At 44.5% G+C, this 25,298-nt stretch carries 22 protein-coding genes, 4 tRNA genes and 1 other RNA gene; 20 read left to right on the forward strand and 7 right to left on the reverse strand.

Going from position 1 to position 25,298, the window contains the following annotated elements:
* Positions 1–118: hypothetical protein (locus GVI43_RS15920; protein WP_246201862.1), on the forward strand; the 118-nt coding region annotated here is incomplete at its 5' end.
* A 54-nt stretch (positions 119–172) separates the two neighbouring features.
* On the opposite strand, the gene GVI43_RS13520 is transcribed toward GVI43_RS15920, so the two are convergent.
* The 3 genes from GVI43_RS13520 to rhlB all read right to left on the reverse strand — a co-directional run bounded on the left by GVI43_RS13520 (position 173) and on the right by rhlB (position 4,213).
* Positions 173–1,300, reverse strand: coding sequence for a DUF3829 domain-containing protein (locus GVI43_RS13520; RefSeq protein ID WP_159567388.1), 1,128 nt, complete (start codon positions 1,298–1,300; stop codon positions 173–175).
* 99 nt (positions 1,301–1,399) lie between these two features.
* Positions 1,400–2,899 carry a guanosine-5'-triphosphate,3'-diphosphate diphosphatase gene (gene gppA / locus GVI43_RS13525; RefSeq protein ID WP_159567389.1) on the reverse strand — a complete coding sequence of 500 codons (1,500 nt, stop codon included), beginning with the start codon at positions 2,897–2,899 and terminating at the stop codon, positions 1,400–1,402.
* Between the two features lie 27 nt (positions 2,900–2,926).
* Positions 2,927–4,213 (reverse strand): ATP-dependent RNA helicase RhlB, encoded by a 1,287-nt coding sequence (gene rhlB / locus GVI43_RS13530; protein WP_159567390.1) that lies wholly within the window; start codon positions 4,211–4,213, stop codon positions 2,927–2,929.
* Positions 4,214–4,358: 145 nt separating this feature from the next.
* On the opposite strand from rhlB, the gene trxA reads away from it, so the two are divergent.
* The 14 genes from trxA (at position 4,359) to wecG (ending at position 19,473) form a co-directional block, all read left to right on the forward strand.
* Positions 4,359–4,685 carry a thioredoxin TrxA gene (gene trxA, locus GVI43_RS13535; RefSeq protein ID WP_159567391.1) on the forward strand — a complete coding sequence of 109 codons (327 nt, stop codon included), beginning with the start codon at positions 4,359–4,361 and terminating at the stop codon, positions 4,683–4,685.
* A gap of 486 nt (positions 4,686–5,171) precedes the next feature.
* Complete coding sequence (gene rho, locus GVI43_RS13540; RefSeq protein WP_029095580.1) at positions 5,172–6,431, forward strand: transcription termination factor Rho; 1,260 nt, start codon at positions 5,172–5,174, stop codon at positions 6,429–6,431.
* 72 nt (positions 6,432–6,503) lie between these two features.
* Entirely contained in the window at positions 6,504–7,601 is a 1,098-nt protein-coding gene (gene wecA / locus GVI43_RS13545) for a UDP-N-acetylglucosamine--undecaprenyl-phosphate N-acetylglucosaminephosphotransferase (protein WP_159567392.1), read from the forward strand.
* A gap of 21 nt (positions 7,602–7,622) precedes the next feature.
* Positions 7,623–8,654 carry an ECA polysaccharide chain length modulation protein gene (wzzE, locus tag GVI43_RS13550; protein ID WP_159567393.1) on the forward strand — a complete coding sequence of 344 codons (1,032 nt, stop codon included), beginning with the start codon at positions 7,623–7,625 and terminating at the stop codon, positions 8,652–8,654.
* An 81-nt stretch (positions 8,655–8,735) separates the two neighbouring features.
* On the forward strand, positions 8,736–9,866 hold the full coding sequence (gene wecB / locus GVI43_RS13555; protein WP_159567394.1) for a non-hydrolyzing UDP-N-acetylglucosamine 2-epimerase: 1,131 nt from the start codon (positions 8,736–8,738) through the stop codon (positions 9,864–9,866).
* Positions 9,863–11,125, forward strand: coding sequence for a UDP-N-acetyl-D-mannosamine dehydrogenase (wecC, locus tag GVI43_RS13560; protein WP_159567395.1), 1,263 nt, complete (start codon positions 9,863–9,865; stop codon positions 11,123–11,125). Before wecB ends, wecC begins: the two co-directional genes overlap by 4 nt.
* The gene (rffG, locus tag GVI43_RS13565) at positions 11,116–12,189 is read left to right on the forward strand and encodes a dTDP-glucose 4,6-dehydratase (RefSeq protein ID WP_211959100.1); all 1,074 of its coding nucleotides are present in this window, start codon (positions 11,116–11,118) and stop codon (positions 12,187–12,189) included. Before wecC ends, rffG begins: the two co-directional genes overlap by 10 nt.
* 116 nt (positions 12,190–12,305) lie before the next feature.
* The gene (gene rfbA / locus GVI43_RS13570) at positions 12,306–13,187 is read left to right on the forward strand and encodes a glucose-1-phosphate thymidylyltransferase RfbA (RefSeq protein ID WP_159567397.1); all 882 of its coding nucleotides are present in this window, start codon (positions 12,306–12,308) and stop codon (positions 13,185–13,187) included.
* Positions 13,165–13,878: a dTDP-4-amino-4,6-dideoxy-D-galactose acyltransferase gene (rffC, locus tag GVI43_RS13575; RefSeq protein ID WP_159567398.1), complete on the forward strand. Its 714-nt coding sequence runs from the start codon at positions 13,165–13,167 to the stop codon at positions 13,876–13,878. Before rfbA ends, rffC begins: the two co-directional genes overlap by 23 nt.
* A 19-nt stretch (positions 13,879–13,897) precedes the next feature.
* Positions 13,898–15,028, forward strand: a complete 1,131-nt coding sequence (gene rffA, locus GVI43_RS13580) for a dTDP-4-amino-4,6-dideoxygalactose transaminase (RefSeq protein ID WP_159567399.1) — start codon at positions 13,898–13,900, stop codon at positions 15,026–15,028.
* Position 15,029: 1 nt separating this feature from the next.
* A complete protein-coding gene (gene wzxE / locus GVI43_RS13585) occupies positions 15,030–16,280 on the forward strand; it encodes a lipid III flippase WzxE (RefSeq protein ID WP_159567400.1) in 1,251 nt (416 codons plus the stop codon).
* Positions 16,277–17,365, forward strand: coding sequence for a TDP-N-acetylfucosamine:lipid II N-acetylfucosaminyltransferase (locus GVI43_RS13590; protein ID WP_159567401.1), 1,089 nt, complete (start codon positions 16,277–16,279; stop codon positions 17,363–17,365). Before wzxE ends, GVI43_RS13590 begins: the two co-directional genes overlap by 4 nt.
* On the forward strand, positions 17,365–18,735 hold the full coding sequence (wzyE, locus tag GVI43_RS13595) for an ECA oligosaccharide polymerase (RefSeq protein WP_159567402.1): 1,371 nt from the start codon (positions 17,365–17,367) through the stop codon (positions 18,733–18,735). Before GVI43_RS13590 ends, wzyE begins: the two co-directional genes overlap by 1 nt.
* A 9-nt stretch (positions 18,736–18,744) precedes the next feature.
* Positions 18,745–19,473, forward strand: a complete 729-nt coding sequence (gene wecG / locus GVI43_RS13600) for a lipopolysaccharide N-acetylmannosaminouronosyltransferase (RefSeq protein ID WP_159567403.1) — start codon at positions 18,745–18,747, stop codon at positions 19,471–19,473.
* Between the two features lie 64 nt (positions 19,474–19,537).
* On the opposite strand, the gene sstT is transcribed toward wecG, so the two are convergent.
* Positions 19,538–20,842 carry a serine/threonine transporter SstT gene (gene sstT / locus GVI43_RS13605; protein ID WP_159567404.1) on the reverse strand — a complete coding sequence of 435 codons (1,305 nt, stop codon included), beginning with the start codon at positions 20,840–20,842 and terminating at the stop codon, positions 19,538–19,540.
* A gap of 361 nt (positions 20,843–21,203) precedes the next feature.
* On the opposite strand from sstT, the gene GVI43_RS13610 reads away from it, so the two are divergent.
* The 5 genes from GVI43_RS13610 (at position 21,204) to GVI43_RS13630 (ending at position 21,838) form a co-directional block, all read left to right on the forward strand.
* Positions 21,204–21,280 (forward strand) — tRNA-Arg (locus GVI43_RS13610).
* Positions 21,281–21,345: 65 nt separating this feature from the next.
* Positions 21,346–21,421 (forward strand) — tRNA-His (locus GVI43_RS13615).
* Positions 21,422–21,451: 30 nt separating this feature from the next.
* A tRNA-Leu gene (locus GVI43_RS13620) sits at positions 21,452–21,537 on the forward strand.
* A 61-nt stretch (positions 21,538–21,598) separates the two neighbouring features.
* A tRNA-Pro gene (locus tag GVI43_RS13625) sits at positions 21,599–21,675 on the forward strand.
* 32 nt (positions 21,676–21,707) lie between these two features.
* Positions 21,708–21,838: non-coding RNA, RtT sRNA (locus GVI43_RS13630), on the forward strand.
* Positions 21,839–21,912: 74 nt separating this feature from the next.
* Here the strand turns inward: GVI43_RS13630 and GVI43_RS13635 are convergent.
* From GVI43_RS13635 to hemX, 3 genes are all read right to left on the reverse strand, one after another.
* Positions 21,913–22,284: a DUF1294 domain-containing protein gene (locus GVI43_RS13635; RefSeq protein ID WP_159567405.1), complete on the reverse strand. Its 372-nt coding sequence runs from the start codon at positions 22,282–22,284 to the stop codon at positions 21,913–21,915.
* A 641-nt stretch (positions 22,285–22,925) separates the two neighbouring features.
* Positions 22,926–24,107, reverse strand: a complete 1,182-nt coding sequence (hemY, locus tag GVI43_RS13640; RefSeq protein ID WP_159567406.1) for a protoheme IX biogenesis protein HemY — start codon at positions 24,105–24,107, stop codon at positions 22,926–22,928.
* Between the two features lies 1 nt (position 24,108).
* Positions 24,109–25,287 carry a uroporphyrinogen-III C-methyltransferase gene (gene hemX / locus GVI43_RS13645; protein WP_159567407.1) on the reverse strand — a complete coding sequence of 393 codons (1,179 nt, stop codon included), beginning with the start codon at positions 25,285–25,287 and terminating at the stop codon, positions 24,109–24,111.
* Positions 25,288–25,298: the final 11 nt, after the last annotated feature.

The following is a 25,298-nucleotide window of genomic DNA, read 5'->3' on the forward strand; positions in this document are numbered from 1 at the left end:
GGGAAAAATGGTGAAGCTGCCGGTACGAAGAGAAAGGGCCTTTCCTAGAGTGGTGAAGGAAAGGCCGCATAAATATGGCAAAGCTAGGAACAAAAAAGCCAGTCAGTTGCTTAACTGACTGGCATTAGCGCCTTGCGGGCACCTGTTTTGGTTAGATGATATAGCTAGCGTTTTAGTCTTGAACGATGCTGTTATAGCATTCAATAACGCTAAACTGCTTGTTCTGAAGGTCATTTAAAAGATCTTCATCTTTGTTTTTACCCATATCACGGATAGTCACTTTTGTTGCGATACTGTAGGCGTTTAATGCTTCAATGTAGTCATTTAATTTGCCTTCAGCTAAGCCTTCTTTTGCTAAAGTTGCCGGTTTTTCTTTGGCTTTTTTCAGTGCAACCACGGCATCTTCAATTAGCTTAGATTTGGCTTCATAGGCGGCTTTATCTGATTTTTTTAAGCTACTATTTTTATTGTAGTCGTCCACCAAACCATCAAAAATATCGGAAACCCGATCCACGCTCTCATAAACGACCAACATTGAATCAAAACCTTTGGCTTTTAACGTAGCCATTTCTTTTACATGGAGTTGTTGATAAAGATTGTTGTGGGCCAGCTTGGCATTTTCACTGGCTACTACATATTTTTCATAGGCTTCAGCGATGACTTTGTGAAGCTGCGGTGACTTTTTAAAGTCATCGAGTTTAAATTCTTCACTGGTCTTGTAGTAATCGATTAGCTGGTCAAAGGCATTGCTCATGCCGATAACGCTTTCAACGTATTCTGTGCCGGCTTTATCAATGTCAGGCATTGCCGGTTTCATGTTTTTAATCGCGTTGGTGATTGACCGGTATTTCTCAATTTCGTCACTGCTAACTTTTCCTAACGGGCCGAAAGCCGTCATCGTAAAGAAAGTATCTAGCGTATTTTCTTTCGCTCTGATTTTTTTAAGCGTGAACTTCCCATTATTGTCCGAAATTTCAATGTACTTCTTAACTCGATTAGGAACTTGGGTTATTTGTGTTAACAGTGTCATGCCACCAAATTTTTTCCCATCAGCGCCTTTCATATCAATTGTTGATTCATTATTGAATACGTCCAGCCATAAGTTACCTTTTGCCGCCTCTTGTGCGGTTAAATTTTCTTCGGCGGTTGGAGATGCATTGGAAGTGTTAACAGACTCAACAACTTTTGGTGGCTCTGAGGCTGATTTAGATGAGTCTTTGTCTTTATCGTCACAGCCGACAAGCAGTCCTACAACCAATGTGGCTAGTAGTAATTTTCTTGTAGTGGTTAATTTGCCCATGTTTGGAATCCTTTCATAAATCCATATTAACAATAAAAAATAGTAAAGTTTTCTCTTTGATATTCAATGGCTATCTTTTTGTTTTTCAAAGAAAAAACACTAATTGGTTGAGATTGAGAGCGATAAGTGGCTATAGCTCTGCCAGCGGCTTTCTTGCAATAGCGACTCAGCCTGTAAAGGATACTTTGAAACCCACCCTTTGGCTATATTGAGGCGTAGCTGCTCACCCTCATTTTCTAATACAATCTCTGGTATTAAGTCAGCGTGACGGGAACGGCACAGCAAAATGGCGATACGCAGTAAGCGGACTAAGCGTTGTGCTTGTTGAGGTGAAAGCGCGTTTTGTTCTGCCAGAACTTGCAGATTGAACGCGTTGGTTTGATTAAGTAATAACGCTGCGATTAACTTTTTTTGTGCCGGGGTAAAGCCTGGCATATCCATGTTGGTAATTAGATAGGAGGCATGTTGAGCTGAGTTTTTAAACTCAACGCTTAGTCCAATTTCGTGAATCTGGCATGCCCAAGATAGCAGCTCAGACACAGCGTCATTGAGCTCCCAACTCGGCTTTAACTGCTGGTATAAACGATCTGCCACTTGGCTGACAAGCATAGCCTGTGCGGTATCGATCGTATACCGACGCTGAATTGCCTGAATCGTTCTCTGCCGAATATTATTTTCTACAGGAAGATTCAGCATGTCATAGACTAATCCTTCTCTTAGCGCTCCGCCGGCTAACGTCATGCTAGTGATATGTAAACTTTCAAAAATGGCAATTAGGATAGAAAGCCCGCTGGGGAAAACCAAGGCTCTTTCTAACGTTAGACCTTCTATTTCTAACTCTTCTAGCTTTCCGCACTGAATAGCACGTTCTTTTAATTGTTGTAATTTCTCAAGGGTAATTTGTTCATTCATCCCCTGAGCTATCATAATTTCCTGCAATGCCTGAACGGTCCCCGATGCTCCGACGCAAACTTGCCAGCCTTGGTGCATCAGGTGTTCGGCAATGTGCTTAAGATTATTTTTGGCAGCGGTTTCTGCACGATGAAAATTATCGGCGTTGAGGATTCGATTATGAAAATATTTTTCAAGCCAGGTTACGCATCCCATTGGTAAGCTGAATAACAAGGAGGCTAATGAATCATTTCCTGCTATTAATTCTGTACTACCACCGCCAATATCAATGACTAAGCGTGATTTTTCGCCACCGGTAGTATGGGCTACTCCTTGATAAATTAGCCCTGCTTCTTCTTCTCCGCTGATGATCTTTACCGGGATACCCAGAATTTCTTCAGCGACAGAGATAAAGTGCGTTGCATTGGTAGCCGCACGCAACGTTGCTGTTGCAACAACGCGTACCCGTTCGGGTGCAATATCATACAATCGTTCGGAAAACAGTCGTAAACATTGCCAACCCCGCTGCATCGCCTCTTCGGATAAGTGACTGTGCCGATCGAGCCCGGCGGCTAGCCGGACTTTGCGTTTTATCCGGTCAATAGTCTGAACATGACCGGATGTCTCTCTGACAACCAACATATGAAAGCTATTCGAACCAAGGTCGATAACGGCATAAGTAGACGAAGCTCTTATTCCTTTTTTCATATTCCTCAATAATCAACCCGTATCATATCAGCTAGGGCGTTTTCTGTTACGCATTGGGCTATTACGACGGGGACCGCTGCTATTGCGGCGAGGGCCTCCGGCATTGCGTGGACGAGGAAGACGCTTCGGCGCTGGAAACTCGGTTAACAATGCATCTGAATTATAACGACTTACGGGAATTGAGTGCCCCGTATATTGCTCAATGGCCGGCAGATTAAGTGCATATTGCTCACAGGCCAAGGTAATAGAATGTCCACTCGCACCTGCCCGACCTGTCCGGCCAATTCGATGAACATAGTCTTCACAATCATCAGGAAGGTCGTAGTTAAAGACGTGAGTAACTTCAGGAATATGTAAACCACGGGCAGCAACGTCAGTTGCAACAAGAATATCTATGTTGCCTTTGGTAAAGTCATCGAGAATGTGAAGGCGTTTTTTCTGAGGTACGTCACCGGTTAATAAACCAACACGATGTCCGTCCGCGGCCAAATGGCCCCAGATATCCTCACAAGAGTGTTTAGTATTCGCGAAAATGATGCAGCGATCTGGCCATTCTTCTTCAATCAGAGTTTGCAACAGTCGCATTTTATCTTCATTAGAAGGATAAAAAAGCTCTTCTTGAATTCGATGGCCCGTTCTCTGCAGTGGCTCAACTTCAACATATTGCGGGCTATTCATATGTTCGAAAGCCAGTTCGCGAACGCGGAAAGAAAGCGTTGCGGAAAATAGCATGTTTAGCCGCCGCTCAACCGCAGGCATACGGCGGAAAATCCAACGGATATCTTTAATAAAGCCAAGATCGAACATGCGATCGGCTTCATCTAATACGACAACTTGAATCGCACCTAGGTCGATATGATTTTGTTTAGCGTAATCGATCAGGCGACCGGTGGTTCCGATCAGGATATCAACGCCTGATTCCAGCACTTTTAGCTGTTTGTCATAGCCATCGCCACCGTAGGCTAATCCGATTTTTAAGCCAGTTTCTTGCGCTAATGCCTCTGCATCATTATGGATTTGTACCGCTAATTCGCGGGTCGGTGCCATAATTAAAGCGCGTGGCTGATTCACCTGACGCTCAGAACTCGACGGGTGAGTGAGTAGATAGTTGAAGGTTGATGCCAGAAAAGCTAATGTTTTTCCGGTACCGGTTTGTGCCTGTCCTGCAACGTCACGACCCATGACCGTAAAAGGTAACGCCAATGCTTGGATTGGCGTACAGTAGTGAAAACCTTTACTTTCAAGGGCTTTTACTACCGAAGGGTGTAGTGCGAAGTCGGCAAACTTCTGTTCTGTTAAGTGTGTTTTGCTCATAGTGGTGTAGAATATCAGTTAACCCTGTATTCACGAAAGTATTGCTTTACGAAAGCGTATCCGTTGAAATAAAGTCAATATAAATTCAACGTTTCTCTGGTTAATATAACACCAATGAAACAGAACTAATCCTGTGGAGTCAAACATGAGCGAAAAAATTATTCACTTAACTGATAGCAGCTTTGAAAGTGATGTTTTAAAAGCGCAAGGGCCTGTGCTTGTTGATTTCTGGGCGGAATGGTGTGGTCCATGTAAAATGATTGCCCCAATACTTGATGAAGTGGCGACCGAGTATGAAGGTAAATTAACCGTTGCTAAGCTGAATATCGATCAGAATCCGGCGACGGCTCCTCAATATGGAATTCGCGGTATTCCAACTTTATTGCTATTTAAAAACGGCGCTGTTGCAGCAACAAAGGTTGGTGCTCTGTCTAAATCCCAGCTCAAAGAGTTCTTAGATACCAGTATCTAATCGATTTTTACCGGTTGTTCTATTTCTTGTTTACCCATGTAATGATGTCGGGTAAACAAGAAGCTTAAACCGTGAAATTGAGCTAATCCCCAAATTTGCCCATTATTTCTAGCTAAAAAGCACTTTAGATACCGTAATTTGTTTTAAGACCCGTAGACGACGAGAATAAAGCGTGCTACCTTTAATCACGCTTCGTGCGATCTTATCTATATACACATACTCGTTTTAAAATCGTAGCTTAAGGCAATTTATGCAGTTCAACTCCGGCTTCAGGCTGTAGATGCTATGATTTTAAAACAGGTTTAGAATGTATATCCAAACGTTAACTTTCTGAATTTTCTAATATGCAATCAGATTCAACATGCTACTTAATTTTCTGATTGATATAGAACAGTAATTGGATATTCTAATATTACAGGCGTGGCGTGCACTGCCAGCTACTCACAAAGACTTTTCGAGACAGACCCCGAGTTAAAGAACCCACCTATGAATCTTACCGAACTAAAAAATACGCCGGTCTCTGAGCTAATTACTCTCGGCGAAAATATGGGGCTAGAGAATCTGGCCCGTATGCGCAAGCAAGATATAATTTTCTCTATCCTTAAACAGCATGCAAAAAGTGGAGAAGATATTTTTGGCGATGGCGTATTAGAAATATTGCAGGATGGATTTGGTTTCCTCCGTTCAGGGGATAGTTCCTACCTCGCTGGTCCTGATGATATCTATGTCTCTCCTAGTCAAATTCGTCGTTTTAACCTCCGTACCGGTGATACCATTTCAGGTAAAATTCGTCCACCAAAAGAAGGTGAACGTTATTTTGCACTGTTAAAAGTTAACGAAGTTAACTATGACAAACCTGAAAACGCCCGTAATAAAATCCTGTTTGAAAACTTAACGCCATTACATGCTAACTCTCGGTTACGCATGGAGCGTGGTAATGGTTCAACTGAAGATTTGACTGCTCGCGTTCTAGATTTAGCTTCACCTATCGGTCGTGGTCAACGTGGCCTGATTGTTGCTCCGCCGAAAGCGGGTAAGACTATGTTGCTGCAAAATATTGCAACCAGCATTGCCTATAATCACCCCGACTGCGTGCTGATGGTCTTGTTGATCGATGAGCGGCCAGAAGAAGTTACAGAGATGCAACGCTTAGTTAAAGGTGAAGTGATAGCTTCGACCTTTGATGAGCCAGCCTCTCGCCACGTTCAGGTTGCCGAGATGGTAATTGAAAAGGCGAAGCGTCTGGTTGAGCATAAGAAAGACGTTATTATTTTACTGGACTCCATTACTCGTTTAGCCCGTGCCTATAACACCGTGGTTCCTGCATCAGGCAAAGTATTAACCGGTGGTGTGGATGCCAATGCGCTACATCGCCCTAAGCGTTTCTTCGGCGCTGCACGTAATGTTGAAGAGGGTGGTAGCTTAACAATTATCGCTACTGCTTTAGTTGATACCGGTTCTAAAATGGATGAAGTCATTTACGAAGAATTTAAAGGCACCGGTAATATGGAGCTGCATTTATCTCGTAAAATAGCAGAAAAACGCGTATTCCCTGCTATTGATTATAACCGTTCCGGTACGCGTAAAGAAGAATTGTTGACTACGTCAGAAGAGCTGCAAAAGATGTGGATCTTGCGTCGGATTATTCATCCTATGGGTGAAATTGATGCAATGGAATTCCTGATTAATAAGCTAGCCATGACGAAAACTAATGATGAATTCTTTGATATGATGAAGCGTTCGTAATAATAGATTAATTAATAATGAGTGTTAGGGTAACATCCTAATACTCATAAATTTTATTGAGAGCCGCGAATCGTGAATTTACTCAATATGAGTGGCGATCTTGCTATCGTCTTCTTATTTTCTTTAGCTTTTCTGTTTTTCGCCAGAAAGGTCGCTAAAAAAATTGGTTTAGTTGATAAACCTAATAATCGTAAACACCACCATGGGCTTATTCCATTGGTTGGCGGTATCTCCGTTTATGCTGGGATTTGTTTGTATCTCTTTCTTAACTGGAATGAGGTTGAACAACCCGGCATTTATCTTATTTGTTCTGGTTTATTAGTGCTTGTTGGCGCTATTGATGACCGCTTTGATATTAGCGTGAAATTTAGGGCCACCGTTCAGGCATTAGTCGCTATTGCGATGATGTATTTTGCCGGGCTTTATTTACATAGCTTAGGTAAAATATTAGGTCCATGGGAGTTAGTTCTTGGGCCTGTTGGTTATCTGGTTACGCTTTTTGCCGTATGGGCTTCGATTAATGCCTTTAACATGGTCGATGGTATCGACGGGTTATTGGGTGGCCTGAGTAGCGTGACTTTTGGTGCGTTAGGTATTTTGTTACTGATTGATGGCCAAACTTATTTGAGCTATTTGTGTTTTGCTATTATTGCCGCGACGATTCCCTACTTATTACTGAATCTGGGTATTTTCGGTAAAGACTATAAAGTCTTTATGGGTGATGCTGGCAGTACGTTGATTGGTTTTACCGTCATTTGGATTTTACTCCAGAGCACTCAGGGCGTTGGTCATCCAATGAATCCGGTCACGGCTCTCTGGGTTATTGCCATTCCCCTGATTGATATGATTGCTATTATGTATCGGCGGCTACGTAAAGGTATGAGCCCTTTCTCTGCCGATAGACAACATATCCATCACCTTATTATGCGTGCCGGATTCACATCTCGTCAGGCTTTCGTTTTAATTACTCTGGCTGCTGCTATATTGGCTGCTATTGGTGTTATCGGTGAACACATTATCTTCCTTTCTGAATGGATGATGTTGGCACTGTTCTTACTCGCATTTATGGTATATGGCTTCTGCATTAAACATGCTTGGCGCGTTGCCCGTTTTATCAAACGGACCAAGCGCCGCATGCGGCGGACCGGTAAAAATCAGCGTATTTCTTAAATAGAGGCTTTTGTCGTAGACATGAAACCAGAGATCCAGTCAGTTGATAATGAATTAGATATTCGCGGGCTATGTTACTCACTATGGTATGGGAAAATATGGATTGTGGGTATTGCGGTACTTTTCGCCGCCGCCACGCTCGTTTATTCCTACTTAGTAAAACAAGAGTGGAGTACAACGGCTATTACCGATAAGCCTACGGTGAATATGTTGGGTGGATACTATTCTCAGCAGCAGTTTCTCCGTGGCCTAGTGCGTAATATTAATAATAGTGCTCAGACTGTTGAAATCCCCATTACGGAAGATGTGTATAACGAATTTGTTATGCAGCTGTCTTCTTATGATGCGCGCCGTGATTTCTGGCTACAGTCAGACTATTACAAACAGCGTAAAGAGGGAGATTCTCGGGCTGATGCGGTACTGCTCGACGAGTTAATTAATAATATTACTTATATCCCTCGTGATGATAAAAAGGTGATAAACGACAGCGTGAAGCTTTCTGCTGAAACGCCAAGCGATGCCAATCAATTGCTTCGTCAGTATGTCGACTTTGCTAGCCAGAGAGCTGTTATGCATCTTAATGAAGAGCTACAGGGGACTTGGTCTGCTCGTCAGAAAACCTTAACCAATCAGGTTAAGCGCCAAGAAGATATTGCTAATGCCGTTTATCAGCGTGAAGTAAAACGCGTTGAACAGGCTCTCAATGTTGCTCAGCAGCAGGGAATAGCACGCTTGCAAACTGATATTCCGGCCGATCAATTACCGAATTCAGAGCTTTTCTTATTAGGTAAACCAATGCTTCAAGCCAGACTTGAGACATTAAAGGCAGATGGACCTAATTTTAATAGCGACTACGATCGAGATCGTGCGGTGCTGTCTGCATTAACCGATGGCGTAACGCCGGACGATAAATTTAAGGCTTACCGATACTTACGTACGCCAGAAGATCCAATTACCCGTGATAAACCTCGTCGCGTATTCCTACTCATTATGTGGGGTGGCATCGGCGGTTTAATTGGTGCTGGTGTTGCATTAAGTCGCAGACGGAAGTGAATAAGATATAAGGATAGGCGCCATCAGGCGCCTGAATAGCGGTTAATTACCGTAATTTGGCTGATTTAAAGAGATTTCTCTGTGAAAGTGTTAACTGTTTTTGGTACGCGGCCTGAAGCGATTAAGATGGCTCCGTTAGTACATGCACTAGCTGACGACACCTATTTTGAATCTAGAGTTTGTGTTACGGCTCAGCATCGAGAGATGTTGGATCAGGTACTAAAATTATTTGATATTAAACCTGATTATGACTTAGATATTATGCGTCCGGGGCAAGGGCTAACAGAGATTACCTGCCGCATACTGGAAGGGCTTAAGCCTGTATTAGAAGACTTTAAGCCGGACGTAGTATTGGTTCATGGTGATACAACAACGACTTTAGCAACCAGCTTAGCTGCATTTTATCAATGTATACCCGTTGGGCACGTTGAGGCGGGTTTACGTACCGGTGATATTTATTCACCGTGGCCTGAAGAAGGGAATCGTAAGCTTACTGGTCATTTAGCCATGTATCACTTCTCGCCAACAGAAACGTCAAAACAGAATCTTCTCACCGAAGCTATACCTACAAGCCGTATTTTTGTTACCGGAAATACGGTTATCGATGCTCTATTTTGGGTTCGTAACCGGATTAAGAACGATAGCTCACTGCAAAGTGAAATGGAGCAGCGTTATCCTTTTCTGCAACAAAAGAAAAAAGTGATTTTAGTCACGGGTCACCGTCGGGAAAGTTTTGGTGACGGTTTTGAGCGAATTTGCGGTGCATTAGCCGATATCGCCCGTACCCATCCAGACGTTCAAGTCGTTTATCCTGTCCATCTCAATCCGAATGTCCGTGAACCAGTTAAGCGTATTCTTAGTGATATCGATAACGTCATTTTGATCGAGCCACAAGACTACTTACCTTTTGTTTATCTGATGGATCACGCTTACCTGATTTTGACTGATTCTGGTGGAATTCAGGAAGAGGCCCCTTCTCTGGGTAAACCTGTTTTAGTCATGAGAAAAACCACTGAGCGTCCGGAAGCCGTAGCGGCCGGGACTGTTCGATTAGTTGGTACGGATATTGCATTGATTTTGGAAGAGGTTAGCCGACTTTTAACGGATGAAAGTGAATATCACTTAATGAGTCGTGCCCACAATCCATACGGTGACGGAAAAGCCTGTCAGCGAATTCTCGACGTTTTAAAAAACAGTCAGGTGAAAATATGAGTTTTGAAACAATTTCGGTTATTGGTCTTGGATATATTGGTTTACCAACCGCAGCGGCTTTTGCATCGCGCAAAAAGAAAGTGATCGGTGTTGATGTTAATCAGCATGCGGTTGATACCATTAATCGTGGTGCTATTCATATTGTTGAGCCCGATCTGGATAAAGTGGTTAAAGAGGCCGTTGACGCTGGATTTTTGCAGGCGGTGATTAAACCTCAGGCAGCTGATGCATTTTTGATTGCAGTGCCTACTCCATTTAAAGGCGACCATGAACCCGACATGGTTTACGTTGAAGCCGCGGCTAAATCAATTGCACCAGTACTGAAAAAGGGTGATTTGGTTATTCTGGAATCAACATCTCCAGTAGGTGCAACAGAGCAAATGGCTGAATGGCTAGCCGCTGCTCGCCCTGACCTTACGTTTCCTCAGCTGGCTGGAGAAGCCGCTGATATTAACATCGCTTACTGCCCAGAGCGTGTACTGCCGGGTAAAGTGATGGTTGAGCTGATTCAAAATGACCGCGTTGTTGGTGGCATGACGCCTCGTTGTTCTGAAAGAGCCAGCGCGTTGTATAAAATATTTTTAAAAGGTGAGTGCGTGATCACTAACGCGCGTACCGCTGAGATGTGTAAGTTGACCGAAAATAGCTTCAGAGATGTCAATATTGCGTTTGCCAATGAACTGTCATTAATATGTGACCGTCAGGACATTAACGTATGGGAGCTGATACGTTTAGCTAACCGTCATCCTCGGGTTAATATTCTTCAGCCAGGGCCGGGCGTCGGCGGGCACTGTATTGCTGTTGATCCATGGTTTATTGTTGCGCAGAACCCAAAAGAAGCTCGTATGGTACGAACCGCCCGTGAAGTTAACGATGGCAAGCCGTACTGGGTGCTGGATAAGGTTAAAGCTGCCGTTGCAGATTGCCTTACTGCGACCGGTAAACGTGCAACTGAAATTAAAATCGCCTGCTTTGGTTTAGCCTTTAAGCCTGATATTGATGATTTGCGGGAAAGTCCTGCACTTGAAATTACCCATATGATTGCCGACTGGCATGCTGGTACGACATTGGCCGTTGAGCCTAATGTTCACCAGTTGCCTAAAGTTTTAGCGGAACATGTGACTCTGGCAGATACCGCTCAAGCACTGATTGATGCTGATGTATTAGTCATGCTGGTTGATCACAGCCATTTTAAAGCAATTAGCCCAGACGAAGTTAAACAAAAGTGGATCATTGATACTAAAGGAATATGGCGTTGAGTAAGATTCTTGTTACCGGCGGAGCGGGTTTTATCGGATCGGCAGTGGTAAGGCACATTATTAATCACACCTCGGATAGCGTCGTTGTGGTTGATAAGCTAACGTATGCTGGCAATCTGGATTCTCTGAACGACGTTTCGGCCTCAAAACATTATGCTTTTGAGCAGGTTGATATTTGCGATAGAGCATCGTTGGACCGGGTGTTTGCACAGCACCAGCCCGATTTAGTGATGCATCTGGCGGCTGAAAGTCATGTGGATCGTTCTATTGATGGCCCTGCCGCTTTTATTGAAACCAATATTGTTGGTACTTATTCGTTACTGGAAGCGGCGCGCCATTATTGGTTAAGTCTGAGCGCTGATGCTAAACAAGCGTTCCGTTTTCATCATATTTCGACTGATGAAGTGTACGGTGATTTACACGGTACCCATGACCTGTTTACCGAAACGACTCCGTATGCTCCAAGTAGCCCTTATTCTGCGTCTAAGGCATCAAGCGACCATCTGGTCAGGGCCTGGCAGCGGACCTATGGTTTGCCAACGATCGTAACCAACTGTTCCAATAATTACGGCCCGTATCATTTTCCTGAGAAATTGATTCCTTTAGTGATTTTAAATGCTTTAGAGGGTAAGCCATTACCGGTTTATGGGAATGGTGCTCAGGTTCGAGATTGGCTGTTTGTTGAAGACCATGCTCGGGCACTGTATCAGGTTGTTACTGAAGGTGTTATTGGCGAGACGTATAATATTGGCGGTCATAACGAACGTAAGAATATTGACGTTGTGCGTACAATTTGCCAGTTACTCGAAGAACTGGCTCCGGTGAAACCAGCCGGATTAGCTAAATATGAAGATTTGATTACGTTTGTTACCGATCGCCCGGGGCATGATATGCGCTATGCGATTGATGCGAATAAAATTGAGCGTGAACTTGGCTGGAAACCGCTAGAAACGTTTGAATCCGGTATTCGTAAAACGGTGGCATGGTATCTGGCGAATGAAGTCTGGTGGCAGCGCGTTCAGGATGGTACTTATGCCAGAGAACGCATAGGGCTTGAGTCCTAGCTTTAATATTCAATGGTATGGGAGCGCTGAATATTAGCACTCCCTTAATATCTTTTATCAAGATTAATATCGGCTGTTTATCGATAGGAAAATAGCCAGTAATAACGGTGAAGCCAATGAAAGGCATTATTCTTGCGGGCGGTTCCGGCACTCGCCTTTATCCGATTACACGCGGTGTATCGAAGCAATTATTACCTATTTACGATAAACCAATGATTTATTATCCCTTATCTGTACTGATGCTGTCTGGCATTCGGGATATTTTGATTATTTCTACGCCCGAAGATCTACCTGCTTTTCAGCGCCTATTGGGTAACGGTGATGAGTTTGGCATTAAGCTTAGCTATGCCGCTCAACCAAGCCCCGACGGGCTGGCTCAGGCTTTCCTGATTGGTGAGGAGTTTATTAATGGTGATTCTTGCTGTTTAGTGCTGGGCGATAACATCTTCTTTGGCCAAAGCTTCAGTCCTAAGTTGCGTAGCGTTGTTTCTCGTACACAAGGCGCTACAGTGTTTGGCTATCAGGTGATGGATCCGGAGCGCTTTGGCGTGGTTGAATTCGACGATAATTTCAGAGCATTATCGATTGAAGAAAAGCCGGTTAAGCCTAAATCTAACTGGGCTGTTACCGGGCTTTATTTTTATGATAATCAGGTCGTTGATCTGGCTAAGCAGGTTAAACCGTCACTGCGTGGTGAGCTGGAGATTACCTCAATAAACCAGATGTATCTGGAAAAGGGTGAACTTAACGTTGAGCTACTCGGCCGGGGTTTTGCATGGTTAGATACCGGTACTCATGACAGCCTGATCGAAGCCAGCACTTTTGTACAGACCGTTGAAAAGCGTCAGGGTTTTAAAGTTGCCTGTCTGGAAGAAATTGCCTGGCGTAACGGCTGGCTGGATGACGCCAGCGTATTGAAAACGGCTAATTTATTGTCAAAAACCGGATACGGTAAGTATTTACAGGATTTATTAAATGTCCGTCCGCGCCAGTATTGATTCGCTGGCATGGGAGAGTGAATTCTTCGCTCTGCCGACGGCTAAGCTAAATTTCGCCAATCCAGAGGCTCAGCCGATCGGTATTGATGAACTCGCGCATTTCAAACTGGTTCAAGCAAAGATCCCTGCCAGTCAGATCGAACTTATCGATGAACTGAGTGCGCTAGATTTTCATTTAGTGGAAGGTGAGGTTGATTTTATCTTGCCAGTTAATGAAGCTAATGATTTGAAACCTGAGCTTAACTATTCCACTCGTTTGGCTACAGAACATGATATTGCGCGATTAAGGGCGGTAGCTTCAGACGTTTTTCAGCATAGCCGTTTTCGAACTCCTTGGTATCAGCCGGACGATAGTAGTCGGTTTTATGCTCTGTGGGTAGAAAAGGCGGTGTTAGGTACTTTTGATCGCCAATGCTTGTTGCTTGAAGATGAACGGGGAAATACTCTTGGTTTTGTTACTTTGCGTTCAACTGATGAGCTGCAGGGTCGAATTGGACTGTTAGCCGTCTGGCCTGAATACAACAATAAAGGCATTGGTATTGAATTGATGAAAGTTGCAAAACGCTGGTGTGCTGAACAAGGCTTGAAAAGCCTGCTTGTCGCTACTCAGATGGGAAATGTTGCGGCTTTACGTCTCTATATTCGTAGCGGTGCTTCAATACACAGCACTGCATATTGGTTATACAAATAACTCTTATTTAGGTGGAAAGATGATTCCGTTTAACACTCCTCCGGTTGTTGGTACAGAATTAGAATATATGCAAGCCGCGATGGGTAGCGGTAAGTTGTGTGGTGACGGTGGTTTTACTCGTCGTTGTCAGCAATGGATGGAACAACATTTTGGTAGCCATAAGGTTCTATTAACGCCTTCCTGTACCGCCTCTCTAGAGATGGCTGCTTTATTGCTCGATATTAAACCCGGCGATGAAGTTATTATGCCGAGCTTTACCTTTGTTTCCACTGCGAATGCTTTTGTATTACGCGGTGCTAAAGTGGTATTTGTGGATTTACGCCCGGATACAATGAACATTGATGAAACTAAAATCGAAGCGGCGATAAATGAAAATACGCGGGCAATTGTTCCCGTTCACTACGCTGGCGTAGCCTGCGAGATGGACGTGATTATGGCGCTGGCGAAAAAATATAACCTGTTTGTGGTTGAAGATGCGGCTCAGGGCGTCATGTCGACTTATAAAGGTAAAGCATTAGGTACTATCGGTCATATTGGCTGTTTTAGTTTCCATGAAACTAAAAACTATACTGCTGGCGGTGAAGGCGGAGCTACGTTGATCAACGATCCATCACTGATTGAGCGGGCTGAAATTATCCGTGAAAAAGGGACTAACCGTAGTCAATTTTTCCGTGGTCAGGTCGATAAATATACCTGGAGAGATATTGGCTCCAGCTATCTGATGGCGGATCTGCAGGCGGCTTATTTGTGGGGCCAGCTTGAAGTGGCTGAGATGATTAATCAACGTCGTCTTGAACTTTGGCATAACTATTATGATGCGTTTAAGTCGCTAGCGGCAGAAGGGCGCATTGATCTACCGGTTATTCCTGCAGATTGTAAGCAAAATGCCCATATGTTCTACATTAAGCTTAAAGACGTTGAAGATCGCACCAGCTTTATTAACTATTTGAAAGAAGCTGAAATTATGGCTGTTTTCCACTATATCCCTCTACACGCTTGTCCGGCCGGTGAGAAGTTTGGCGTTTTCCACGGAGAAGATCGTTATACCAGCAAAGAGAGTGACCGTTTAGTGCGTTTGCCGCTGTTTTTTAATATGACAGATATTAATCAACGTACGGTTATCAATACTATCCTTAACTACTTCGCCTGATATGTCTCTGGCCAAAGCATCAATATGGACCGCAGGCTCTACGCTGATCAAAATTGGCGTAGGGCTGCTGATCGTTAAGCTGCTGGCTGTTTCATTTGGCCCCAGCGGTGTCGGGCAGGCCGGTAACTTTCGTCAGCTAATTACCGTGTTAGGCGTATTGTCGGGAGCCGGTATTTTTAACGGTATTACCCGGTATGTCGCTCAATATCAGCAAGAGCCTGAACAGTTACGTAAAGCCTTAGGGACGTCTGCCAGCATTATTTTAGGCTTTTCTACGCTGCTGGCAGTAATTTTCCTGCTGTTTGCTGAGCCTATCAGCGCTGCGCTATTTGGCTATGCTAAATACCAAAATGTTGTCAGGGTTGTGGCTTTTGTCCAGATGGGGATTGCTTACGCAAACTTTTTCTTAGCGATATTAAAAGGCTATCGAGACGCTGCTGGTAATGCGCTTGGCGTGATCGGCGGTAGTTTATTCGGTGTCGTTGGCTATGTTGCCTGTTACCTGCTTGGTGGGTATGAAGGCGCGTTGCTGGGTTTAGCGTTAGTACCCGCATTAGTCGTTATTCCGGCCAGCTTTATTTTATGGCGCAGAAAAACTATCCCACTACACTATATTAAACCCATGTGGGATAAGGCATTAGCCAGCAATTTAGGCAAATTTACCATTATGGCGTTAATTACGTCAGTGACTTTACCGGTTGCCTACGTGATGATGCGTAACCTATTGGCTAAAAATTACAGTTGGGATGATGTGGGAATTTGGCAGGGCGTGAGCAGCATTTCAGACGCATACCTCCAGTTTATCACCGCCTCATTTACCGTCTATCTGCTGCCAACCCTTTCCCGACTGACGAACAAGCAGGATATCTCCCGAGAGATTCTGCGTTCCTTGAAATTTGTTCTGCCAGCGGTCGCGCTGGTGAGTTTGAGCGTTTGGGTTTTGCGAGATTTTGCCATTTGGCTGCTTTTTTCTAGCAAATTTGTAGCGATGCGCGATCTATTTGCCTGGCAATTAGTCGGCGACGTCCTTAAAGTCGGATCTTACGTTTTCGGCTATTTAGTGATTGCCAAGGCTTCGTTAAGATTTTATGTACTGACAGAGGTTAGTCAATTTGCCCTACTGACCGGTTTTTCTCATTGGCTAATACCACAAAATGGGGCATTAGGCGCCGCTCAGTCTTATATGGCTACCTACGTCATCTATTTTATCCTTTGTAGCTGCGTTTTCTTTATTTATCGTAGACGATCATGACAACTTTGATTCACATATTAGGTTCAGACATTCCTCATCATAACGTAACGGTGTTACGTTTTTTTAATGATGTTTTGTCAGAGCAGGCTCCACATGAGTATGCGAAGTATTTTATGGTCGCGGCTAAGGATATTTCTGCGTTTGAAGCATTTAGTCGGTTAAATATTGATAATTATAGCGACAAAGCATCGCTGGCTCAGGCTGTGATTACCAAAGCTAAGTCAGACCCATCGGTACGGTTTTTATTCCACGGTCAGTTTAATCCCAAGCTATGGTTCGCATTATTGCTGAACCAAATCAGGCCTCAGCGGGTTAGTTGGCATATTTGGGGGGCTGATTTATATGAAGATTCAGTCAACTGGAAATATCGATTGTTTTATCTGGCTCGTCGTATTGCCCAAGGAAAAGTCGGCCACGTTTTTGCCACTCGCGGTGATTTGCTTCATTACCAGCAACGACATCCGCGCGTTTCAAGTTCTCTGCTCTATTTTCCGACCCGGATGGATCCTGCTTACCGGCCAAAAGCGGTAGAGCAGAATAGTCAGAAGCCATTGACTATCTTAGTGGGTAATTCAGGCGACAGAACCAACCGTCACATTGAAGCGTTGCAAGAGATCCATGATAAATTTGGTACAGAAAAAGTCAGGATAATTATCCCATTAGGATACCCAGCGAATAATCAGAACTATATCGCAGAGATTAGCGCCAGCGCTAATGCACTATTCCCTCATGGGCAAGTTGAGCTATTGCTTAACCAGATCCCGTTTGATGATTATCTTTCTATACTGGCAGGCTGTGATTTAGGCTACTTTATATTTAACCGCCAGCAGGGCATTGGTACGCTTTGTTTGCTCATTCAGAGCGGTGTTCCATTCGTCGTTAGCCGGAATAATCCGTTCTGGCACGATCTTCAGGAACAGAAGGTTCCGTTCCTGTTTTATGGTGATAAGGTTGATGAATTGACCGTTAGAAATATTCAGGCTGAACTACAGGCATCAGATAAGCGCCATATTGCGTTTTTTAATCCAAATTATATTGATGGTTGGAAACAGGCGCTTAGCGTGGCTGCAGGAGAAACGAAATAATGATGCCTGCACAGTTTGGTGGTTTGTTTGCGGTTTACCTAATTTCTTTAGTTTTTATTCTGTTCTTAACCTATAAAGAGTTTAGGCGAGTTCGTTTCAACTTTAACGTTTTGTTTTCACTACTTTATTTATTGACCTTCTATTTTGGTTTTCCGCTGACCTGTTTGCTGGTTTTTCAGTTTGATGTGCAGGTAGTTGAAGTTGATTCCCTGTTGAATGCCATGCTGTCAGCAACCTGTTTCTATGCTATTTACTATGTTTGCTATAAAACCCGATTATTAAAATCAAGTGACGTGCCGCGTAGGCCGATATTCACGATGAATCGGGTTGAAACAAACCTGACGTGGATGCTACTGGCATTGGTTGCTATATCAACGGTAGGTATCTTCTTCTTACAAAATGGCTTTTTGCTGTTTAAGCTAGAGAAATACAGTCAAATATTTTCCAGCGATGTTTCCGGCGTTGCACTAAAGCGTTTCTTCTACTTTTTCATTCCGGCCATGCTGATTGTCTATTTCCTTAAAGAGAATACCCGCAGCTGGTTTCTGTTTTTGGCCAGCACGGTGGCTTTCGGGATACTGACATATATTGTTGTCGGTGGAACCCGGGCTAATATTCTGATCGCTTTCGCATTGTTCTTGTTCATCGGTATTGCTAGAGGGCATATTACGCTTTGGATGCTGGTCATGGCGGGAGTGGCTGGCGTTGTCGGCATGTTCTGGCTAGCGCTTAAGCGTTACGGCATGAATGTTTCCGGCGATGAGGCATTTTATACCTTCCTCTATTTGACCCGCGATACTTTCTCTCCATGGGAAAATCTGGCCCTGCTGTTGCAAAATTACGATAAAATTGAGTTTCAGGGGCTGGCGCCGATTGTCCGAGACTTTTACGTTTTCATTCCAGCGTGGCTATGGCCTGAAAGGCCCGATCTGGTGGTGAATACGGCGAACTATTTTACCTGGGAAGTGTTGAATTATCATACCGGTCTGGCAATATCACCAACGCTTATCGGGTCTTTGGTTGTGATGGGCGGAGTTTGGTTTATTCCGCTTGGTGCCATTGGCGTTGGGCTCATTATTAAGTGGTTTGACTGGCTTTATGAGCAGGGGAAATCAGAACCTAATCGTTATAAGAGCGCTATTTTGCAGGCTTTTTGTTTCGGAGCCATATTCAACATTATTGTGCTGGCCAGAGAAGGTTTAGATTCATTTGTTTCTCGCGTAGTGTTCTTTGGGTTGGTGTTTTTATTATGTCTGATTTTGGCTAAGTTGCTGTATTGGGCGTTTGATGCTTGCGGGATAGTCCGGCAGCGCGTTCGTCATTCAATATCAGCTAGACAGGCTAAAATCAGTGATGCAAAAGTGGTTTAGGAGAGCAATGTGAATATTGCTAAATATAGTATCCGCGGTATTGAAATATCGGGCTTTCGTAATATGGCTCAGTTTGTTGATTATCTGTTTAATGATAACGATATGCGTACCGGGACATTGATAGCCATTAATGCAGAGAAAGTCATGACCGCAGAGCAAGATAAGCCTTTGCGAGAGCTGATTGATAAGGCTGAATATAAATATGCAGACGGAGTTAGCATCGTTCGTTCGATCCGTCGTAAGTACCCTAACGTTGATATGCAGCGCATTGCCGGTGCCGATCTGTGGGAAGCCATGATGGAACGGGCTGGCGAGAACGGAACGCCCGTTTTTTTGATCGGCGGAAAACTGGATATTCTGGCTGAAGTTGAGCAGAAATTAAAAGCGCAATGGAACGTTAATATTGTTGGTAGCCAAGACGGTTACTTCGAGCCTGATGACCGGGATGCGCTGTTTGAGCGTATTCGTGCCAGCGGTGCTAAATTTGTTACCGTGGCGATGGGGTCTCCAAAGCAAGAGTTGTTGATGCGTGATTGTCGTATGGTTTATCCGGATGCTCTGTATATGGGCGTAGGCGGGACATATGACGTATTTACTGGTCACGTGAAGCGCGCACCAAAGATTTGGCAGAATATGGGGCTGGAGTGGTTATATCGACTATTGGCTCAGCCAACCCGCTGGCGTCGTCAGGTTAAGCTAATGAAATATGTGTCTTATCACTACGGAAATAAACTCTGATTCTTATATTTAAACATGCAATAAAAAAGCCCTTACGGGCTTTTTTATTGGGAAAAAATTGAAACTAGCTCTCTTCTACTTGCCGTACTGCTGAAGTTCCTACGGTAGCCGGTTTTTGTTCTTCAGCCTTACACACTGCAGCGGTAAAGATTACGTCAGTTGAAGAATTCAGCGCAGTTTCTGCCGAGTCCTGCAGCACGCCGATAATAAAGCCAACGGCAACCACCTGCATGGCAATATCGTTAGGGATACCAAACAGGCTACAAGAGACCGGAATGAGGAGTAATGAGCCACCAGCAACGCCTGACGCACCGCAGGCACAGACAGCGGCGACGATGCTCAGTAGCAGCGCCGTTGGAATATCTACGTCAATGCCTAGCGTTTGCACTGCGGCCAGCGTCAATACTGTGATAGTGATTGCTGCTCCGGCCATATTGATAGTACTACCCAGTGGAATCGCCACGGAATAGGTTTCTTCGCGCAAGTTCAGTTTTTTGCACAGTGCCATGTTGACCGGAATATTTGCCGCAGAGCTGCGGGTAAAAAACGCCGGGATCCCGCTGTCGCGCAAACAGGTGAATACCAGCGGATAAGGATTTCTTTTGGTGATGCAAAATACAATCAGCGGGTTAAGGATGAGTGCGACAACCAGCATGCAGCCAATCAGCACGGCAAGCAGATGTATATAGCCGCCGAATGCGTCAAATCCCGCTGCGGGATCTGACAGCGTGGTCGTCACCAGACCAAAAATACCTAGCGGGGCCAATCGAATAACCAGACGCACGATAAAAGCGATGCCATAGGAAAGATCGCTGACGACTTCTTTGGTACCGTTAGAAGCATGGCGTAACGCTACGCCTAAGCCCACGCTCCAGACCAAAATGCCAATATAGTTGGCGTCCATCAGAGCCCGTATAGGGTTATCAACCATTTTGAACAGTAGTGTATTTAGTACTTCAATCACGCTGTTCGGCGGCGTAATTCCGGTATCGTGGGTGGAGAGCATCAGCGAAGAGGGGAACATAAAGCTGCCGAGTACGGCGACCAGTGCGGCAGAAAAAGTACCGATAAGGTACAGGACTAAAATGGATTTTATATTGGTTTTTTGTCCCTGCTTATGATTAGCGATAGAAGAGGCTACCAGAATAAATACCAGAATAGGGGCAACGGCTTTTAAGGCACCAACAAACAGACGGCCCAATATATCGGCAATGCCCTTTAATCCATTAATGATCACTGCGGGTAATGATGAATCATTCGTCGTATGCAGCGAAGCCCAAGCTAAAAGAATGCCGGCCAATAGCCCAATCAGGATTTGGGTCACGAGACTGCCACGAAGAAAACGAAAGAGCGTATTTGAATTATTCACGGTGAACGAGTTCCTAAAATAGATAATTTCCCGTATGACTACATCCGATCGTTCACGGCTAATTATGTTATGTCCGTATCCGTTATGCGGTCTGGCGGGAAGTGAGTGCGTTTGCTGTTATTAGTACACGGGCATCCTATCACCCGCTAAAGCAGACTTTAAAAGAGGTTGAGCAATTCTGAAAGCAAAAATTGAGCATAAAGAGGAATTAATTATCGGTAAAAGGGAGGGCAGCCTTGTTTATGATAAAAAAATAGGCGAATCGTTGATGAAGTAAGCAATTAATAAAATTCCTGAAAAAAGGTCTAGACAGACGGGCTCGAAATCCGTAGTATCCACATCCGCAACGGCGCACTACTACGCGCCCGTAGCTCAGCTGGATAGAGCGCTGCCCTCCGGAGGCAGAGGTCTCAGGTTCGAATCCTGTCGGGCGCACCATTTATAGTGCGGAAGGGCTGAGATGGTCTCTACGGTTTAAATACCGGGTTGAGCAAGAATTTATGGTGGCTATAGCTCAGTTGGTAGAGCCCTGGATTGTGATTCCAGTTGTCGTGGGTTCAAGTCCCATTAGCCACCCCATTTTAGTACTGAAAAAAGTTTTGTGGCATTGCGATGGTGGCGGAATTGGTAGACGCGCTAGCTTCAGGTGTTAGTGTCCTTTGGATGTGAGGGTTCGAGTCCCTCCCTTCGCACCACACAAATTTTTGATTCCGGCAGTTGCGAACGTTAGTAGTTAAGAAGTAAAGAAGTACATTTCGGCGAGTAGCGCAGCTTGGTAGCGCAACTGGTTTGGGACCAGTGGGTCGGAGGTTCGAATCCTCTCTCGCCGACCAATTTTAGAAAACCTGCTTTTAAGCAGGTTTTTTTACGCCCAAAGTTTAAGAGGATGAGAACCTCCGAAGGAGGTTTGAGCCGAGCGAAGCGAGACAACGTTGCTTTAGCAACGGCCCGTAAGGGCGAATCACGCAGTGATGAGTAATCCTCTCTCGCCGACCAATTTTAAGAAACCTGCTTTTAAGCAGGCTTTTTTACGCCTAAAGTTTAAGAGTAAATGCAGCCTTCCATCTTTTTTATCTAATTATCCATGTATTTTTAATATAAAGCATGCTCGCCAACGCTCCGCAGTGAATTATCACAGTAAGCCAGTAAACTAGCTGAAATTCAGTTTTTTTGGTTTTGTGATGAAGCATTCGCTGGGCAAATAGTGCACCAGGCCATCCGCAAAATAATCCGAATACAAGCAATGTGCTTTCTTTTATACGCCAATGATTTTTTTGGGCGGCTGACTTATCTTTCATGTAGAGCAGGAATGTAATGATGCTAACTATTACATACACCGCCATAACGCTCATCGGCAACCATTTTAAAGAGACGGCAAATGCAATAAAGTAGAAAAACAGCGTAATAAATAGAAGTGCTATCAAGTTCAATTTGTTATTCAAGCACGCGGCTCCTTGCGGGTATTGTTTTTACGTGGCTACTGTCGCTGATTTTAGATGTTTTATGCAGGTTTGTCGTTGCTCAAAGACATTTAATTATCTGATTTAAAATGAATAAATCGCATTTATCTTTTATTGTCTCTAAACAGAGACGTTTTATTTATGATGATGGTATTTGAATAGGTCTTCGCTATATATTTTATTTGGCAGACAGAATAATAATTATATTTTAATAATTAGTAAGTTACGTTTTTTATATGGAAGTTTAACGACGAAGTGCCAAAGTTGGCACGATGAATGCAATATCTAAAGAGTAGATGCTCATTCACCTATTTATGATAGCTGGTTTAAGGACCGCTTCATAAGCTAACCGAATGATGCAGAGCCGAGTAATGGTGTCTATCGTCTAACTTATGATGACATTGTCATCAAACATCAGACATAACGTTGAGTGAGACACCACAATGTTGTCCTTTGACCTAATTTTTTTTCTCACACTTGCCCGTCTAGGCAAGTGTTTTTTTTTGCCTAAAAATTGCCATACGGTAATTCAAGGGCAAAAGGAGAGAAGGGGCGGAAGGGGAAATAGAAGCGGGCTTTCTGTATGTGTATGAAGCCCGCTTTTTGTGGTATTTAAGACTCGGTTATTTCAGCGTTAAAGCCAGCCCCTGACGGCGCATCTGGGCTGCTTCCTGTGGGTGATTAAGCTTGTCATAGGTATCAGCCAGTAATGCGTAGTCATGAGCATCCGGGCGCTGTTTAATGGCCTCAAGCAATACATGATTAGCCTGTTCCCATTCACCGTGCTGCATAAGCAGCTGGCCTAGTGTGCTATTCAGTAATGGGGTTGAACCGTGTTCATTAATTTGTAACCGAAGCTCTTTTTCTAACGGTTCAGGATTCCCTGACATAAGCTTTGGCATTAGCCGAATCAGTTTTTCATCGTACTGACGTTTTAGGCTATCTAGAATGATCTTTTGTGCCTGTTCGTTGTCATCGCAGGCAATAAAGTGGTCTGCTAGCTCAATTTGTAACGCATGATTATTGCGTACCTTACGCGGCTGGTCTTTCCACCATTGGCTTAGGCCTTCACTGCCTCCATCGGACATAGCCTGATTCATCAATCCTACGTAAGCCTGAGTTCGCAGAGTTTCCAGCGTATCTTCATCATAGAGCTTGGCTTTTTCGATTGAAGGTAAAATGTCGAGCAGTGAGGCATAGCCGCCCGTTTTTAAGTAGGCTTGCTGTGCCAGACGCAGGACTTCCGGATGACGTGGAGCGTCATTTAATATCTGGTCAACGCCGTGGCGTGCAGCGTGATATTCACCCTGAGCCAGCTGAATACGAACTCGAGTGATGTCGACCGGTAGCTGATCGGTATCAGCCAGTTCAGCTGCGCGGCTTAAGTAATCATTGATGCGCTGAGTCTCGCCGTTTTGTTGGGCTGCCTCGGCGGCCAGAAGGTAGTTAACCACCGGCTGTTCTGCATGGTCTGCGTTGCGGGTCAGCAGTTTTTCTACCTGAGAAAAATCACCTTCTGCCAGCTTAAGCATTGCTGCTCGCGTTTGTTTACGAGCGCGAGTGCTCTTGCGCCCGACAAACCAGCCCTTGGTTCGGGCGCTGGTATGAAATACCCTTCGTAATATCCATTCAACGCAGAACAGCACGATAAATAACAGGGAAACGATAATTGCCAGCCCGGTTACGCTCATTTTAATGTCGTAATTATCGGTCTGAATGAGTACTGAACCCTGATGGCCTGCAAATATAGGCCCTACAGCGATCCCCGCCACTAATATGGCCAGTAAAAAGAGTATGCGTAGCATATTAGCCCTCCTTATTACTGGTTGCCGATGGCGCAGGTGCTGGTTCTTGTATCACCATATTGCGCATGCGGCTCTGAGTGACTTTGTTCAACAGCTCTAAGCTCTTTAGCTCTTTTGGTAAATCAAAGCTGATTGACTCTTGACTTAGATCGTCGAGCTGTTCAAGGAATGCTTTAGTTGAAGAGTGGTCAGGATCGAAATAAGCCCTTACCCAGGTCGATACACTTTCCAGCGACTGCTTGTAAATATCGCCCTGATGGCGGGAAACTGCGCGGGCAGCAATCAGCAGTTTTAGCCTGAGGTTTTCTCTTAAATACGTGTCTTGGTCTGGCGTTAACAGTGGGCTGGTCAGCTCATTTTCCGGGACGTCACGCGAGCGAATGGTGATAAACTCAGACATAAAGTTATGCCAGCTCTTTTCTAAATTCTGGCGCCAGTCTTTTAGCTCTCCGCTGACTTCCGTGCTCTCTTTATCCATCGGCGTATTGTCCCAGTCGGTGCTGGCTGATGGAAGGTTCATCACCTGATCGGATAGCTCATTTAGCTTCAGGGCAATACCGTCAAAATCGATCTGGCTGATGGTTGAAATAGCGCTAATGTCTTGAATAATAGCCTGACGAACTTCATTCAGGCTTGGGTCTCTTAGCTCTGCCAATGAATCATCGGCGCTTTTAAGCAGGCTTTCCGCCGTCGGGATATCTTGTTCATTCCACAGCTTGCGGGCGGCTAATTTCACTAAGTAATCAGCCTCGGACAATCGCCAAATCTTAGTATCGCTGTTAGAGATAGCCGTAATCTTGGTTTGTAATTCCTGTAGGCGAGATTCCTGAGCTTTTAACACATCGCTTTGCTCTGCCATTTTCTGTTCAGCGCTTTTTAATAACTCAGACTGCTGATTCACTGATGTTGCAAAACGGTCTTTTTCCTGTGACTGGCCAGTTTTAAGCTCATCTATCTGGGACTGTAACTTCTGGATGATTGCCTGCTGGGATGCTGCCTGTTGATGGCCGTGATAGTACATTCCGCCACCAAGCGCGATGACTAAAACGATGGCGATAGCGCCCAGAGCCATGCCGGAACGGCCGCCCTGTTTTATTTTAGGAGCTGTGGTTTCTATTTTTTTTTCAGCTGAAGCTTTTTTTTGCTCAACTGGTGCTGATGGGGTCGTTGAATCCGTCATCTTGGCACATC

It is taken from the genome of Budvicia diplopodorum, assembly GCF_009800925.1.
In the GTDB taxonomy this organism is placed as follows: Bacteria; Pseudomonadota; Gammaproteobacteria; order Enterobacterales; family Enterobacteriaceae; genus Budvicia; species Budvicia diplopodorum.

Excerpts from the sequence above, each read along its gene's own strand:
- gppA (WP_159567389.1), bottom strand. The coding sequence starts at position 2,899 with ATGAAAAAAGGAATAAGAGCTTCGTCTACTTATGCCGTTATCGACCTT.
- rffG (WP_211959100.1), top strand. The coding sequence starts at position 11,116 with ATGGCGTTGAGTAAGATTCTTGTTACCGGCGGAGCGGGTTTTATCGGA.
- rho (WP_029095580.1), top strand. The coding sequence starts at position 5,172 with ATGAATCTTACCGAACTAAAAAATACGCCGGTCTCTGAGCTAATTACT.
- rffC (WP_159567398.1), top strand. The coding sequence starts at position 13,165 with ATGTCCGTCCGCGCCAGTATTGATTCGCTGGCATGGGAGAGTGAATTC.
- hemY (WP_159567406.1), bottom strand. The coding sequence starts at position 24,107 with ATGCTACGCATACTCTTTTTACTGGCCATATTAGTGGCGGGGATCGCT.
- wecC (WP_159567395.1), top strand. The coding sequence starts at position 9,863 with ATGAGTTTTGAAACAATTTCGGTTATTGGTCTTGGATATATTGGTTTA.
- wzyE (WP_159567402.1), top strand. The coding sequence starts at position 17,365 with ATGATGCCTGCACAGTTTGGTGGTTTGTTTGCGGTTTACCTAATTTCT.
- trxA (WP_159567391.1), top strand. The coding sequence starts at position 4,359 with ATGAGCGAAAAAATTATTCACTTAACTGATAGCAGCTTTGAAAGTGAT.
- GVI43_RS13590 (WP_159567401.1), top strand. The coding sequence starts at position 16,277 with ATGACAACTTTGATTCACATATTAGGTTCAGACATTCCTCATCATAAC.
- hemX (WP_159567407.1), bottom strand. The coding sequence starts at position 25,287 with ATGACGGATTCAACGACCCCATCAGCACCAGTTGAGCAAAAAAAAGCT.
- rhlB (WP_159567390.1), bottom strand. The coding sequence starts at position 4,213 with ATGAGCAAAACACACTTAACAGAACAGAAGTTTGCCGACTTCGCACTA.
- GVI43_RS13520 (WP_159567388.1), bottom strand. The coding sequence starts at position 1,300 with ATGGGCAAATTAACCACTACAAGAAAATTACTACTAGCCACATTGGTT.
- wzxE (WP_159567400.1), top strand. The coding sequence starts at position 15,030 with ATGTCTCTGGCCAAAGCATCAATATGGACCGCAGGCTCTACGCTGATC.
- wzzE (WP_159567393.1), top strand. The coding sequence starts at position 7,623 with ATGAAACCAGAGATCCAGTCAGTTGATAATGAATTAGATATTCGCGGG.
- rfbA (WP_159567397.1), top strand. The coding sequence starts at position 12,306 with ATGAAAGGCATTATTCTTGCGGGCGGTTCCGGCACTCGCCTTTATCCG.
- rffA (WP_159567399.1), top strand. The coding sequence starts at position 13,898 with ATGATTCCGTTTAACACTCCTCCGGTTGTTGGTACAGAATTAGAATAT.